Origin of the sequence: Roseinatronobacter bogoriensis DSM 18756 (assembly GCF_004366635.1) — a bacterium.
Lineage (GTDB): Bacteria > Pseudomonadota > Alphaproteobacteria > Rhodobacterales > Rhodobacteraceae > Roseinatronobacter > Roseinatronobacter bogoriensis.
Genome location: NZ_SORN01000014.1, coordinates 30964 through 45156 on the forward strand (window position 1 = coordinate 30964; position 14193 = coordinate 45156).

Consider the following 14193-nt stretch of genomic DNA (forward strand, 5'->3'; position numbering starts at 1 on the left):
TGTGGGGTTAAGCATTGCGTGTTGTGGTGAAATTTATCTCTTATATCGTGATCACTCTCCTTGCGGTCCTCCCGTCACTATCAACGCCAACTTTTGCACAAGCATTGCGTCTTTTGGAAAACTGCACACCGCCGGTGGGTGTTGTGTTCGAGTTTGGAATACGCAACGATATTCACGGCAACCGCCTTCAATCTGAAGAAGATGGATTCGTTATGGCGGATGATGGGTTCGCCGGCATGTCACCCAGCTTTGCCTTCGACGGAACGCGTTTTTATGTTCGATGGGGCTCCTTGAAGGTGCCCGGCGTCAATGTGCCTGAGCCTGCTTGGGAAGAAGCTATCGTCGTTCAAGTAACTGCAAACAGAGTTACTGCGATTGAGCCCTATGGCGAGCGTGGAATTTGGATGCATACGGTCTTTTGGCGCAATGCTTCTGTTTTTTCTTCAAGGCATAGCGAGTTTATTTCTACACTCGACCCCACCGGCTATGTGACCGATGGCGCAATATACCATATGACTTGTGATCCCCGTTAGCATAGCCAAGTCGGAATGGGAGTCGTCGAGATATCTCAATCGAAGGACTGACTGGCCGCTAAGGGCTCATTGTGACCATGCGCCGCCTTCCACCGCACTCACATGCCCCGCCGCCCGAGATTGACCGCGCGCGCAATGTCTGCTGCCACCTGCGTGCGGGACTGCCGGAAGCTTTCCGCATCGCGCGCCATGATGGTGACATTCACGGTCGTGCTGCCATCGCCACCGCGACCCCCATAACCAGCAGCTTCCCGGCGCGAGAGCACGCGCTCCCCGCGCTGCAGGATCGCCGGCACTTCGTCGGGCTTGAGTCCGGCCCAGCCACCGGAATGCATGCGGGGCGCAGCTGCGAAGGCCATGGTAGGCACCATGCGCCCCGGAGCAGGACCGCCGACCACACCGCCTGCATGGAAGATATTGGCGAAGAGCCCGCCTGCGCCGCCCAGCACGCCAGAGAGCAGCCCTGCCAGTGGCCCAAGGATAAAGCGCCGCGCGGCGAGCCGGGCGAGATCAGCGATCATCGAGGTCACCAGATCGCGGAAGTCGAGCTTCCCCTTGCGCACGAAGTCCGCGACGGCGTTCTCGGCCGCCCCGAACGCGCCCACCAGCGCCTGACCGATATCCGCACCGATATCGCGCGCCTTGTCGGCATACTCGGACAGGGCTGCGGTGACTGCTTGCCAGCCGGTCAGCGCAACAGTTGCGCCACTGGCCGTGTCCGAGCCAGCCTGCCGCCCCGCAGCGCCTGCGCGTCCCGCTGCTGCTTCGGCCTGATCGAGCGCTTCCGACATACGCTGCGCCCCAGCTGTGGCGGCATCCAGCGCATCTGCGCTTTCCTCGCCCGACCCGCGCACTGCTGCCAGCAATGTGGCCATGGCCTCGCGTGCGCCGTCAAAGGCACTGGCCAGCGTCGCATCCGCCCGCGCGCGAAACGCCGTCGCAGATCGTTCGGCGCGCATTATCCCGGCGTCGAAGCTCGACACCCAAGCCTGTACGCCCAGCGCGTCGATCTGGAAACCCGCGCCGATCACATCGGCGATCTGGTTGAAGCCGGGCGCGATCCGGCTCAGGAAATCCGCCCATGTCTGGCCCAAAAACCGCATGAGCCGCAGCCAGAGGGCTTGGATATCTGCGCGCATGGCCCGAAACCGGTCGCCAAAGGCCGACATGGACGCGGCCATGCCATCCCAGACCGCGCGCGCGACATTGCCCATCAATTCCAGCGCGGCACCGAAGCCACCGGCGCCGGAAACAAGTCGGCCAAACTGATAGACCAACTCGCCCGCCCCCACGATCAGCGCGCCGATGCCCGTGCGGATCAGCGCCCCGCGCAGGACGACCAGCGCTGTGGCGAGCCCGCGCACGGACAGCGCCGCAGCGGCCAGCCCGGCCACCCAGCGCCCTGCCATGAAAGCGGCGAAGGTACCAGCGATGCTGACGAGCCGCCCGAGATTGTCAAAGAGGCCCCGGATCGCCATGCCGAGCGGGCCGGTCGTGCGGGCGACAGCGGCCATGGCATTGGCGACAGCTTCCAGCGCCGGGGCGGCAGCCACCGCCAGCTGGTTCGACAGCCCCCGCCAGATCAGGCCAAGGCGTGAGATGGCATCATTGGTGCGCTCGATCTGCGCTGCGTCCTGATCCGAGACCACCACGCCGAAATCGCGCACATCCTGCGTGGCTTGGCGCAGCGTCGCGCTGTCGATACGCCCGAACACGAGTGCGGCGCGATCCCCGAAGAGTTGCGAGGCAATGGCCGCGCGTTCAGCCTCGGGCACGAACTGGCTCAGTGCCTCCTGAATGGTGGCGATGCGGGCGTCCAGCGGCAGGCGTTGCAGAGCCTCAGCAGACAAGCGCAACCGACGCAGCGCCTCGACCGCAGGCCCAGTGCCCGACGCCGCCTGTGACAGGCGTCGCGTCAGCTGGATCGTGGCCTGCTCGACCTGACCCATCGACACGCCTGCCAGATCGCCTGCGCGTTCCAGCACCTGAATGCTGGCCACAGTGGTATCCAGCGAAGCCGCAAGCTTCGCCTGCGCGTCGACCGTTTGCAGGCCGGAGCGGATCATGGCCACACCTGCCGCTGTGGCCGCCGCAACAGCCGCTGCAGCCGCCAGTTTCACCCGACGCGCAAAGCCTGCCAGCCGCCGGTTCGCCGCCTCCATCTCCGCGCTCAGCCGCCCAAAGCCACGCTTGCCAGCCTCGCCCACGCCCTCCAGCTCAGAGCGCACCTGACGCCCACCCACAGCCGCAAGGCGGACGCTAACCCGTTTTTCCGCCATGATCTGCTTCCATCTGTTGGTTGAGTTTGGTGACCATCACGGCTTCGATGCCAGGCAGCAGTTCCGCCAGGACCAGAGGTGGCACGCCCAGCGCCTGGCCCAGCGCCAGTGCGGCGCTCATGTCCCAGCCGATCACCGCACCCGGCGCGATCCGCAGCTGACCACCAAGGCGGCCCACCAGATCCCGGACCTGCCAGCCTTCCTGCGAGAGCGGGCGGTTCAGCCGCGCGGGGCAGTCTTTGCACGTCCCTTCACAGGCGTCGCAGTAGCGCGCGCCCCCGCCGAACTCCCACTCGGCAAGGGCGCAGAGGCGTTTTTTTCCTGTTCCAGCAGCAGACCTTTGGAGACATAGGTCAGCTGGAAGGCTTCAAAGATCGGCCAGATGTCCAGAAGCGCATCAATGGCCTCGGGGCTGGGGTCGATGGGCACACCATCGGCATCACCGATGCCTTCCCAATCGAGCACGGCCCGCCGCGCGAGGGCTTTGGCGAAGGCCATGGCTCGGGTCTCATCCGTGGCCTCATCGGGCACGGCCTCGACCTCCGGGTCAGCGCGGGTGGCGACCATGAGCGCGGTGGTGAGGGGGCGCAGCTGCACCCGCACGCCGGGGGCGAGATCATGCCAGCGGGGCGCGTTGGTCAGATCGAGGGTCAGCATTCAATAAGTCTCCATGGCGTTGATCAGGGTTGCAGTGCACATCCGCCCGACAGTCGCATCCCGCGCAGCCTGCCAGTCGAATGTCGCCTGCACGCCCTGTGGTCCGGCAATCTCGATGCGCGGGCGTGGCAGATAGACGGCGTGCACGGTGAAGGTGAAGCTCTCGCCCGAGGGCAGGACATAAGCGAATTCCATGGCACAGGGATCGCCATTGATGGCCTGCGTGACCAGCGTCTGATCGGCGAAGCGCACCTCGATGCGACCGGTTAGCGCGGCGATGGATGGATCAGCGCCATCAATGCGCCCATCGGCGCGGATGGTTTCGATCCGGTCGAGATTGTTGGCATAGGTGATTTCGGCCGAGACGACATTGCCCAGATCGACGCCATTGCGCTTGATCGAGCCGTTGAAATGGCCGAAGCGCTGCAGGTCGAGCGTGGCGGGTGTGCCTGCGCTGGTCGCGGCACCCACTATTTCGCCCTGTGCCACCAGCCGCGCCGTCGCGGTCAGCAGGCCCGAGCGCTGCATCTGCCAGCTAAGCTGATCCAGCACGCAGCCCGAATACATCGCGTAGCGCGGGACCTCTGGCATGCCGGTCTCGATCGACATGCTGGGTAGCGCCCATGCGCCGGACTGGAATTGGTGGGTGTAGGGCGCTGATGACCCCGTTGTCGTCGGGTTGCCAAACGCGGCCTTCAGCCAGAAGCCAAAAGCCTGCGCATCAATCGGCACCACCACATCGCCATCCGAGGTCACCGCATCCTTGATCGGCGGTAGCGGATCGCGGCCATAGCCCAGAAGCTCGCTGTTCAGGAGCGGCTGCTCGGCGCCAAGTGTGGCGCTGGCGAACGGCATCCGCACAAAACCGCTCGCGGGCGGCGTGCCATAGGTCGTCTCGAACGCCAGCGCCATCTGCGCCCGCGCCCCCTGGGCTCGTGCCATGGTGTTTCTCCTCGGGTTGTCGGGTGGGTCAGGCCAGCGGGTCGGCTGTGCTGTAGTGCAGGATAGCGGGTATGACCGCGGCTTTCAGGCTGGCCGCGCCCTCAATGGGTAGATCGACGGGGCGAGGGGCCTCGGCTTCGATCCAGTCGCAGTGTCCGCCCAGCGTGCGGTCGGCGGAGAGTGCCGCGCCGATGCTGGCGCAGAGCGCGGCGAAGGTCGCGTCGCGATCGGCCCCTTGCACGACCGCCTCGATCTCGGCGCGGTGCTGGTAATGGTAGCGCAGTGGCGACAGCGTGACGCCGGGCTCGCCTGGCTCGCCATCGCGCAGGATCATCAGACCGGCGGTGGAAACGCGCTCGGGCAGAACCTCGCCGCGCAATACCGGTACATGCGGCACCGTGCGTAACAGGTCCGCCAGGGCGGTGAGGATGGTTTCGCGCGGGGTGGTCACTATGGTTTTGTCCTATGCTGAAGAGCTGCAGGAGGCGTCCTCATGTGCATCCGATCCGGGAAGGTGATAGACGGTCATCGTCACAGGAACATTCGGAGTCGGAGCCAGCGAATGAAACATCAACTGACTGGAAATTCGGGCTTGTATCGTATCGCATGGGAGTTGTCGCGGCGTGGATGGAATGTCCTGCCAACCGTCCGCAACGCCAGAGGTGCCGACCTGTATGCGGTATGTGAGGATGAGACCCGGATTATTGCGGTTCAGTCAAAAGCACTTTCAAAGCGGGCTGATGTGCCGCTGGGTGGATCGCTCGCGGCACTTCGTTCCATGTGGTGGATCGTAACTCTCAACGCGAATTCGGATGAGCCGAGTTGTTTCATTCTCAATCTGGATGAGGTCAAAGCCAATGCGGTCTCTAACACGAACAAGGAAGGGAAGGTCTCATACTGGCTGCCATCGAGATTCTTCATGAACGACATCTACAAGGATGCATGGCACAGGCTTGATGCGGAAACATCCGCGCACTAGGCAGGTCTGCCTTTATCCTCTACCCGTTGCTTACCTTATGTGCCCTTCCACCCATTTCGTGACAATCGCGCCAGGCAATGCGTCCTGCGCCCGGGCGGCATCGCGGGCGAGGTCCAGTCGCTTGCGCAGTTGGACCTGCGGCACCAGCAGGAAGATCGGCACGGTCGTCACACCACGCCCGGTCTTTGATCGAGATGCCACAGCGCGGCCGCGTGCGTTCAGCCGCCCCTCGGCCACCAGCAGGCTCGGACCAGTGCGCCTGTAGACGAAGCGCAGGCGCAGGCCCGAGCGGCGTTCCCATTCGCCGGGGGCGATCCGGCCACCACGCGCGGATTTCCCAGCAGCGGGAGTGGGGATCGCCAGCCAGAACCCGTTTTTTGACCGGATCAGCGGCCCTGTATCATGCGCACCGATGATCACAGGCGCTTTCGACCAGACAATCGCTGCCGCATTCAGGCTGGTTTTGCCCTTTGGGAACTGCTCCGACCTGATAGTGCGCGCCAGCCGCTGACCCAGCCCGGCGCCGGTGATCTGCGCGCGCCAGGCGGACTTCAGGCTGTTGCCAGCCTCGCGTGTGGCGGTGCTGACGGCCCGCTCGCCTGCCTTGATCTCAGCGGCCATCATGGCGACGAGGTCAGGGGTGATCTCCAGCTTCAGTTTCATGCAGGCCTCAGATTGACGGTCCAGACCAGCCTTTCGCGGTCGCGCACCGGTTCGCCCTGGATGAGGAATGCCTCGCCGTCGATCTCGATCCGGTCGCCGGGGCGTGGGTTCAGGACCTCGGCCACGCGCAGGTCGATGCGCGTGGTCTCGGACCAAAGCCTTGCGTCACCGAAGCTGGTGACCTCATCCGCGCGGCGGGTGACCACGCAGACGAGTTTCGGTGCGCCACCATCCGCGATCCAGGTTGCATCGCGGGCGATGTTGGGATCGGCGAAGAGGTTGTCGATGGCCGCAGTGAAGACCGACATGCGCGCGCCCGTCAGTTCGAGCTGTGCAGGCGGATCGCGAGGCGCGGGCGCTTGTTGACCGGCAGAATCGAGGCTTCCGTCATCAGGTCGATCCAGCGCCCCTTCGCGTCCATCATCTGCCGCGCATAGAGCGGCAGACCGATCGTGTTCGCGGTCTCCAGCAGGTTCGCCGGACCGCCATAGGTGGTGAAGGTGTCAAACGTGCCCAGCGGGAAGGCGATGCCCTCGCCCGTGGGGATCAACCGCTCAGATGTGCCGTTCGAAAGCGTGACCGAGCCGTTGTATTCCTCGAACAGGATCCCCGCGAAGGGGAAGGCGCGGCGCATGTCCTCGCGCAGGGGCTGGCCGCCGGTGGCCGAGAAGAACTTGTAGGCGTCCTCGGTCTTGGGGTGGCTGATCAGCTTGTCGAAGAATTCGGAGCTCACCAGCGCATGCGCGGTGGTCATGGTCTCGCCGAGCAGATTGTCCTCGATTGCGCGCAGGGTCGTGCGGACCTTGCCCTGGACGTTGGTGCCGGCGGTGCCAAAGACATAGTCGACCGAGATCTGTTCGAGCCCGAATTCGGTGAAGTAGTTGTAGAGGGTCGTGCCCGCGCCGTCCTTCACGATGCCGCGCAGCGCATTCATCTCCATGTATTCGCGGGTCTGGGCATGCTTGCGGCGCATCAGCGTGAGCTTGCGGTTCATCACCTCGACCAGCGGATCGGCCGCATCCGAGACGCCCAGCGCGGGCATGCCCTGAATGTCGGCGGGCAGGATCACGTCGTCATGCGGGATCCACGGCAGCGCGAAGCTGCGCATCGAGCGCGCCTCGCGGTTGCCGACAGTGGCGGGGGCGCCGAGCGGGACGGAGGGCAGGAGGCTGAGGACGCCTTCGCGCTGTTCGATCACGATGGAGCGCTGGGTGACGCCCTCAAAGCGGAAGAGGCCGATCTGGCCGAGGCGGGTATAGAGGTTGGGCAGGATGTTGATGGCCTGCGTCATCTCGGCGAGCGAATAGCCGCCCGCGTCGAACGGGTTGCGGGTGATGGTCATGGGGAACTCCGGGGAAAGAGGGGGTGCGACAGCACGATGGGGAGAAAGGGCGATCTGCCCGATCAGGCGGTGTCGCGGGGCACGATGCCGAGCGCGGCCAGCTGGCCGTGCTTGGTGGCGGTCTTGGGCGCGTCATCGACGGTGGGATCAAAAACGAGTGCGGCCTTCGAGACGATGGCGGGGCCCCGCGCGACCACCACGCCGATGGCGTCCGTGGCGCTGGCATCGACCGCGTAGAGCAGCACGGCGGCGGCGGTCTGCGCGCCGTCCGAGCCGCCCGAGGTGGCGAGCTTGTACTTGCCGCTGGCGGTAATCCGCCCCAGCACGGCGCCGACGGGATAGTTGGTGCCCTCGAGCAGCGTGACGGTCTCGCGGGTGTAGTTCGGGTTCACCTCGTACTTGAGGACATCACCCGTCGTGGCGGGCTGGTGAAGGACGGTCATGGCAGGGTGCCTTTCTCAGGGATGCAAGGGACCAAACCCCCGCCGCCGGGATGCGGCGGGGGCGAAGGACGGGCGGTTTCAGGGGGTGGGCTGTGTGTCGCTGCCGGTCGTCAGACCCGGTGGCCCGACGCCGCGGCGCGTTTCGCGGCGGCGACGATGGGGCTTTCCTTGGCGATCGGCAGGACTGGCGAGCGCGGGGCCGCCACAATGTCGCGCGCGTCAGCTGCGGCACTGGCGCGTTCCAGCACGAGGCGGCGCAGGGCCTCGGGGGTGGTGCCTTCGCGGAGCGCCTTCGCCGCGTCGATGGCGATGCCGAGGCGGCCCGCCTGCGCCGCAATCTCGGCGATCTCCGCCGCTGCCTCGCGTAGCTGCGCCGAGAGCTCGGCCAGATTGCCCGCCTGCGGGGCGGTCGGGGCGGGGGCAGCGACCGCAGCAGCGGGCAGTTGAGTTTCAGCGGGGGTCTGCGCGACATCAGGTTGATCATCGGGTGCATCGGTTTCACCGTCCCCGATGTCCGTCACATCGATTCCGGTGTCCTGCGGGCTGTCGTCGGGGTCGTTCTGGGTGGCCATGAGTGCCTCCTGTCTGGGGTGGGGAAGGGATGCGCGCGTGGTGCGCATGGGAGAGAGTGTCGGGGTGCGGGACAGCATCTGCCGGAACGCCGCGAAGCCGCGCGTCAGATCGGTGACCTCGTCGGCGAGGCCAGCGGCGAGAGCATCCGCGCCACGGTAGGTCGCGGCTTCGGTCGCCAGCGCGGCCTCATGACTGATCTTTCCAGAACGCCCGGCGGCCACGGTCTCCGCGAACAGAAACCGCAGCACATCGATCTCGCGCTGAATGTCACCGCGCACGCCCTCGGGCAGGGGCTGATACGGATTGCCATCGACCTTGTGCAGGCCGGAATGAATCAGCGTGACACGCACCCCGTCCTGATCGAGCTGCCCGCTGAGGTCGGCATGGAGCACCACAACCCCGATGCTGCCCAGCGCGCCGGTGCGTGGCAGCAGGATACGGTCGGCTTGGGAGGCGAGCGCATAGCCCGCCGAGAAGGCATGTTCGGCGACAAAGGCCCAGACCGGCTTGGCTCCTCGGATGGCACGAATGCGATCTGCGAGGTCGAATGCCCCGGCAACCTCGCCCCCGAAACTGTCGATTTCCAACGCGAGGCCGCGCACGGCCGGATCGCTGGCCGCCGCCTCGATCTGGGCTGCGATCCCCTCATAGCTGGTCTGGCCCGAGGACTGCCCGATCCAGCCGCCGCGATGGATCAGCACGCCCGCGATCTCGATCACGGCAATGCCGTCCACGACCGGATAGGGCGCATCGCCATGCTGGCGATAGCTGTCTGCCAGACCGCCAACCAGCAAGCTGGCGCGAGCGGGCAGGGTGGCCGCCCCAACCGGTGCCTCGACGTCGTTTGCCAGTTCGACCCGCCGCCCCAGGATGCGCGGACCAAGGCCAGACAGGAACGCCATGGCCTTGGAGGGTTCGACCAGCAGTGGCGTGTTGAAGGCGCGCGCGGCAATGCGGGCATGGAGCATCAGGTCTGGTCCTCGTCTGGGCGCGGGCGATCCTCCGCGTCGTCGGTTTCGTCATCACGGTCAGCTTGTTCTGCCTCGACCGGTACGGCCTGCACGCCCTGTGCGGGCGAGCCGGGGCGACGGAAATCGAGACCCAGCGCCCGTTCGCGCGCCCGCTCGGCGGCGATTTCGCGATCGACCTGTTCGGCGTCGTAGCCGCGTTCAGCGATAGCCTGCGTCCGGGATTTCAGGCCCGCCTCGATCTGGGCGATTTCGGCATTGGCGTCCTTCAGCGGATCGACCCAGTCCCATTTGGTGGGAAGCCAGTCGGCGGTCAGCAGCCGCGCGCGGTTCGCCTCGTAGCCGGGCAGGGTGAGCGCACCCGACAGCACGGCCGCATCCATCCAGCGGGCATACACGGGTCGGCAGAGCTGCCAGACCATCACCGAATGCTGCCAGGCTGAGACACGGCGCCGGAATTCGATCAGGGCGAGCCGCGAGTTCGAGAAGTTCCCCTTCACCATGTCGTTGGCGAGGTACGGGTAGGGGATGCCAAGTGCTGCCGAGATCTGCAGCAGCGTGCGGTACTGGAACGGCTCATAGGTTGCTCCGCTGTCGGCAGGCTGGCCCACAGTCACATCCTCGCCCGGATCGAGGCGGACGATCTGGCCGGGGCTGATTTCCACCCCATCTGGCACTTCGTCATCTTCGGCCGGCGCGAGCGGGTTCTCCGGTGCGGGGGAGGTCACGAACATCGCATACATTGCCGCGACCTTTTTGCGGTCGAGCTCGGCGTCGTCATACTGATCAAGCAGAAACAGCTTCACGATGGCCGGGGCCAGTTTCGACACCCCGCGCAGTTGGCCGCCCTCGACCGGGTCGATCACATGGATGACTTCGGCGGCGGGGACGCGCACCACCTCGCCCGCCAGCCCCGGATCAGTGCTGTCGCCAGGGTGGCGGCGCAGGAAATGATAGGCCACGCGCCGCCCGATGCGGTCGAACTCGATCCCCTGCCGGATGGCGTTGCCGTTGGCCGCCGTCCCGGTCTGCTCGAGCGGCAGCATTTCCGCAGGCAGCATCTGCAGCTGCAGCGGCACCGTGAGCCCGTCACCGGCGCGGCGCATGCGGATCCGGAAGAAGACCTCACCCGCGATGAACACCTCGCGGGCGGCGCGGCGCTGGAGCCCATAGAAATCCGTCAACCCCTCGGCATCGGCCTCGTCGGTCCAGGCGAGCCACAGGCGCTGCAGCTCTTCCTTGCGTGCGGCGTCGCCGATCTTCGAGATCGGCTTGATCCCGTCGCCCACAGTGTTGGCGGCCCAGCTTTCCACCGCATTCACCGCATAGCCGTTGTTGCGCACGAGCCAGCGCGCGCGGGCGGTGATGTCGGGTCCGGCGGCCGCGATCAGCGCGTTGACATGGGCGCGGGTCGCGCGGAAGCCGCGTAGGCGCCGATGATGCTGGCCGGCATCAAATCCGCCGATGAAGGCCCCGAGGCGCTGACGCCAGTTCATCGCGCTGGCCATCACAGGTCCTTCACGGCGAAGGGGCGCAACACGCGCCGGCTGGTCCGTTCCAGCGCCGCGATCCGCCGCTCGAGATCGGCAATGGCGGTGGCCAGCTCAGCGTCCGAGCCGTAATTGATGCTCTTGCCGTCATAGCTGACCGAGCGCGTGCCGCTGTAGCGCGCGGCCAGCAGCGCGCTGTGGCGGGCCTTGAGATCATCGAGGGTCATCGGGGTTCCGGTCATTCCATGTATCGCGGCGTGCTGATCTTCCAGCCGCGCCGCCTTGGCGTTGTCACTTTCCCGGCTTGCGGGGCTGTCGGTTTCTCGGGTGCGGCATCCATCGCGGCAGCGGCAGTCTCGACCCCTGCCTGTTTCTCCAGCTGCCGCCACATGCGCTCGTCGAAGCGGTCGGCGCCGAGGATCCATGCCGCGGCGCGTGCATAGACGCGGGCGTCGAGCGCCTCGTTGCGCTCGCGCAGCTTCTGCCATTCCTGTCGGGCATAGCCGCGCCGGTCGCGGATCGTGACCAGCTGCTCGGCCACCAGCTGTTTCAGCCATTCGCTGTCGACCCAGTCGGGCAGGTGGATCGTCCCTGCCGGGTTCGGCATGCCCAGCGCGATGTCTTCATCGCTGGGCCGCTCGATGCGCAGGTACCGATAGGTCTCGGCCTTGAAGGTGGCCGTGGCCACAGTCCAGAGCCGGGCCCCGCGCTTCAGCTTGCGGCCATTCACGGTGGCATCGACGTAGGTGGGCCCGGACACCGGAGTGGCCCTGTTGAAGCCTTCGAGCCCCTTCACGGGCGCAACCTGCGCGATGCCCTGCTTGCGCGCCCACGCATAGACGGCCGCCGACTCGTAGCCGGTGTCGATGGCGAGCTTCGCAAGCGTCATGACCGCGCCATTCTCATGGACCCATGTCTGGCTGAGCAGTGCAGTCAGCTTCTCCCAGCAGGCCGGATCATCCGGCCCGCCTGGAATGACGATGTGATCGACCAGCCAGCTTTCCAGACCGCGGCCCCAGGCCCAGACATCAACCTCGATCCGGTCCTTCTGAACATCGGCGCCGGCGGTCAGGAACAGACCGCCTGCGGGGATCTGCGCCGGGAAGGCCTCACGCCGATCCGCCAGCCGCTGCCACTCCGGCGCCTCGCCGCTTTCGATCCAGGTCTCGCCCAGCAGCGTGTTGCGCGCGGCGCGCAGCATCTCGTCCGAGCCCTGCGCCGCCAGCCAGTCCCGGGCGATCTGCTCCCAGCTCTTCCAGCCGATCGGCGAATAGAGCGCCGAGAGGTGGAAGCCGATGGCTGTCGGGTCCGCGCTGATTGCAGTTGCCCGCCACTCCCCCTGTGCCAGCATCTCCGTCTTGTGGTGCTCGGCGATGGAGCGCTCGCAGCCCTCGCAATGATAGGTGGCCGTCTCGGGCTTCCCCTTCGCCCAGCGCAGCCGCTCGAACTGCAGCCATTGCCTGTGGCCGCAATGCGGGCAGGGCACGAAATAGCGCCGCTGGTCACTGGCCTCGAACTCCCGCTCGATGCGCGACAGCCCCCGGATTGTCGGCGTCGAGACCATGAACACCTTGCGCCTGTGCGCGAAGGTAGTGGTCCGCGCTTCGGCGAGCGTGACTGGATCGCCTTCCTCATCGGCCGAGGCGGGGTAGGCATCAACCTCATCGAGAAACACATAGCGCGCGGGCATCGACCGCAGGCCCGTCGCGCTGTTCGCCCCGGTCAGCACCAGGATGCCGCCCGGGAATTCTTTTGAGAGCATCGAGTTGCCGGCATCACGCGAGCGGGCAGGACTGACACGTTCCTTCAGGGCCGGGCTGTCCTCAATCAGCGGGTCGATCCGACCGCGCGAGGTCCGCTTGGCCATCTCGACCGTGGGCAGCACCGCCAGCATCGGCCCCGGCGCGTGGTGGATCACGAAGCCGATCCAGTTGTTCCCCGCCTCGGTCGCGCCGACCTGCGCGGCCTTCATGAAGCTGATGCGCTGTGCCGGGTGGCTGGGCGAGAGCGCATCCATGATGGCGCGCAGATAGGGCGTACGCGCAGTCCGGTACCGCCCGGGTTCGGCCGAGGCGCGCGAAGACAGCCAGCGATGCGCATCGGCCCATTCCGACACCGTCAGATCGGCATCGGGCCGCATGCCCCGCCGCCAGGCGCGCAGGATGTCCTCGGCTCCGTCGAAGCCGAGGTCCAGATCGGCGCTCAGATCCTCATGATCAACTGAGGCTGACCCGGAGGTCTGCAAGGGCGTCGAGCTGCTCTCGGACATGGGTTTCCAGCACCCTTTGCAGGATCGCAGTCTCGATTGTCACGGGCACCCCCGATGCCTTCTCCATCTCTGCGGATAATTGCGCTGCCATCAGTGCCGCCACGCGGGTGGGCCAGGTGACCCATGTGTCGCGCTCCTGGCGCGCGAGGCGAAACACCAGTGTCTCGGCGCGCGCCCGGTCGACCAGCACGCCCTTCTTCTTCTGGATCGACAGCTGCCGTTCCTGCGCCTGGTAGACCGTAAGCGCCGTGCGCGCCTTCAGATAGGAGGTGCTGTCGCCGGGACCGGAAACGCCGCTGGTGCCACCGCTAATCCCACCACCATCACCGCCGACGCCAAATCCACCCCGCGAGCGCATCTGCTGGTCCGGATCGGTCACCGCGCCCCGACGCGCATCGGACGCCGTCGCGTTGATCGAGCCGTCCGCAAAGAGCACCAGCCGACCGGTCTTGCGCGCCTTTTGAACCGCCCCGCGCGAGAGGCCGGAATGGGCGGCATAGGCGCGCTCAGAGATACCTTCCATGGCGCTGCGATGATCCTCAAGATATTGGAATTAAACGGAAATAATCTTCTTATTCAGTTGATTACACTCCCGAATAGAGCGACTCTGTCATCAAGGAAGAAGTGCATCGCGCATAACGCAAGGAGCCAGAACCATGACCATCGCCATCCCCTCCGACACGACACGCATCTTCATCGACCGCACCCGCTTTGTGCAGGCCATGACCACTGCCACACTGCAGCGCCACCTCAATGACCAGAGCCTCAACGCCGAGGTCTTCGAGATGGCGGGCCGGGTCGGGATCGACTGCCTGACCATCGAGCTGGCGGATGTTGTTCCGGTCCTGAAACAGCACGGGCTGATCTGAGCCTGCGCGCCCCTGAACCACCCGGAGCAAAGCCATGCCATGCCGCACCAAAACCGATCCTACTACCCAGCGCGATGCCGTCATCCTCGAGATCGCCCAGCGCCAGTTCCGCCTCGAGACGCTGGAAACCCGCAACCGGGATCGTCTCGATTTCCATGATGTGGCGGTCTGGGCCCTGCGCGCCGC

The 14193-nt window shown here is 66.0% G+C and carries 18 protein-coding genes; 4 read left to right on the forward strand and 14 right to left on the reverse strand.

The window, feature by feature from the left end:
• The first annotated feature begins 26 nt into the window (after positions 1 to 26).
• A complete protein-coding gene (locus EV660_RS17545; RefSeq protein WP_134014116.1) occupies positions 27 to 533 on the forward strand; it encodes a hypothetical protein in 507 nt (168 codons plus the stop codon).
• 98 nt (positions 534 to 631) lie between these two features.
• On the opposite strand, the gene EV660_RS17550 is transcribed toward EV660_RS17545, so the two are convergent.
• The 5 genes from EV660_RS17550 to EV660_RS17570 are packed head-to-tail and all read right to left on the reverse strand — an operon-like array spanning position 632 to position 4862.
• Positions 632 to 2812, reverse strand: coding sequence for a phage tail tape measure C-terminal domain-containing protein (locus tag EV660_RS17550; RefSeq protein ID WP_071479576.1), 2181 nt, complete (start codon positions 2810 to 2812; stop codon positions 632 to 634).
• Positions 2793 to 2990 (reverse strand): DUF7697 family protein, encoded by a 198-nt coding sequence (locus tag EV660_RS17555; RefSeq protein ID WP_071479577.1) that lies wholly within the window; start codon positions 2988 to 2990, stop codon positions 2793 to 2795. The genes EV660_RS17550 and EV660_RS17555 overlap by 20 nt, the downstream gene beginning before the upstream one ends.
• A 41-nt stretch (positions 2991 to 3031) precedes the next feature.
• Positions 3032 to 3469, reverse strand: a complete 438-nt coding sequence (locus EV660_RS17560) for a hypothetical protein (protein ID WP_071479578.1) — start codon at positions 3467 to 3469, stop codon at positions 3032 to 3034.
• Positions 3470 to 4411, reverse strand: a complete 942-nt coding sequence (locus EV660_RS17565; protein WP_071479579.1) for a phage tail tube protein — start codon at positions 4409 to 4411, stop codon at positions 3470 to 3472.
• Positions 4412 to 4439: 28 nt separating this feature from the next.
• A complete protein-coding gene (locus EV660_RS17570; protein ID WP_071479580.1) occupies positions 4440 to 4862 on the reverse strand; it encodes an acyl-CoA transferase in 423 nt (140 codons plus the stop codon).
• 111 nt (positions 4863 to 4973) lie between these two features.
• Here EV660_RS17570 and EV660_RS17575 point away from each other — a divergent pair, with 111 nt between their 5' ends.
• The gene (locus EV660_RS17575) at positions 4974 to 5390 is read left to right on the forward strand and encodes a hypothetical protein (RefSeq protein ID WP_071479581.1); all 417 of its coding nucleotides are present in this window, start codon (positions 4974 to 4976) and stop codon (positions 5388 to 5390) included.
• 30 nt (positions 5391 to 5420) lie between these two features.
• Here EV660_RS17575 and EV660_RS17580 read toward each other — a convergent pair whose 3' ends face one another.
• The 9 genes from EV660_RS17580 to EV660_RS17620 all read right to left on the reverse strand — a co-directional run bounded on the left by EV660_RS17580 (position 5421) and on the right by EV660_RS17620 (position 13661).
• The gene (locus EV660_RS17580) at positions 5421 to 6053 is read right to left on the reverse strand and encodes a DUF6441 family protein (protein ID WP_071479582.1); all 633 of its coding nucleotides are present in this window, start codon (positions 6051 to 6053) and stop codon (positions 5421 to 5423) included.
• Positions 6050 to 6361, reverse strand: coding sequence for a head-tail joining protein (locus EV660_RS17585; protein WP_071479583.1), 312 nt, complete (start codon positions 6359 to 6361; stop codon positions 6050 to 6052). The genes EV660_RS17580 and EV660_RS17585 overlap by 4 nt, the downstream gene beginning before the upstream one ends.
• 11 nt (positions 6362 to 6372) lie before the next feature.
• On the reverse strand, positions 6373 to 7395 hold the full coding sequence (locus EV660_RS17590; RefSeq protein ID WP_071479584.1) for a major capsid protein: 1023 nt from the start codon (positions 7393 to 7395) through the stop codon (positions 6373 to 6375).
• Positions 7396 to 7457: 62 nt separating this feature from the next.
• Positions 7458 to 7838 (reverse strand): head decoration protein, encoded by a 381-nt coding sequence (locus EV660_RS17595; protein ID WP_071479585.1) that lies wholly within the window; start codon positions 7836 to 7838, stop codon positions 7458 to 7460.
• A 110-nt stretch (positions 7839 to 7948) separates the two neighbouring features.
• A complete protein-coding gene (locus EV660_RS17600; protein ID WP_071479586.1) occupies positions 7949 to 9379 on the reverse strand; it encodes a S49 family peptidase in 1431 nt (476 codons plus the stop codon).
• Entirely contained in the window at positions 9379 to 10875 is a 1497-nt protein-coding gene (locus EV660_RS17605) for a phage portal protein (RefSeq protein ID WP_071481865.1), read from the reverse strand. The genes EV660_RS17600 and EV660_RS17605 overlap by 1 nt, the downstream gene beginning before the upstream one ends.
• Before the next feature lie 11 nt (positions 10876 to 10886).
• Complete coding sequence (locus tag EV660_RS17610) at positions 10887 to 11096, reverse strand: phage head-tail joining protein (RefSeq protein ID WP_071481864.1); 210 nt, start codon at positions 11094 to 11096, stop codon at positions 10887 to 10889.
• Positions 11097 to 11107: 11 nt separating this feature from the next.
• The gene (locus tag EV660_RS17615; protein WP_071479587.1) at positions 11108 to 13138 is read right to left on the reverse strand and encodes a phage terminase large subunit family protein; all 2031 of its coding nucleotides are present in this window, start codon (positions 13136 to 13138) and stop codon (positions 11108 to 11110) included.
• Positions 13086 to 13661 (reverse strand): hypothetical protein, encoded by a 576-nt coding sequence (locus EV660_RS17620; RefSeq protein WP_071479588.1) that lies wholly within the window; start codon positions 13659 to 13661, stop codon positions 13086 to 13088. The genes EV660_RS17615 and EV660_RS17620 overlap by 53 nt, the downstream gene beginning before the upstream one ends.
• 133 nt (positions 13662 to 13794) lie before the next feature.
• Between EV660_RS17620 and EV660_RS17625 the strand changes: the two genes are divergently transcribed.
• On the forward strand, positions 13795 to 14007 hold the full coding sequence (locus EV660_RS17625; protein ID WP_071479589.1) for a hypothetical protein: 213 nt from the start codon (positions 13795 to 13797) through the stop codon (positions 14005 to 14007).
• 34 nt (positions 14008 to 14041) lie between these two features.
• Positions 14042 to 14193 (forward strand): DUF6900 domain-containing protein (locus EV660_RS19140; RefSeq protein ID WP_168800679.1); only part of this gene is annotated, 152 nt, incomplete at its 3' end.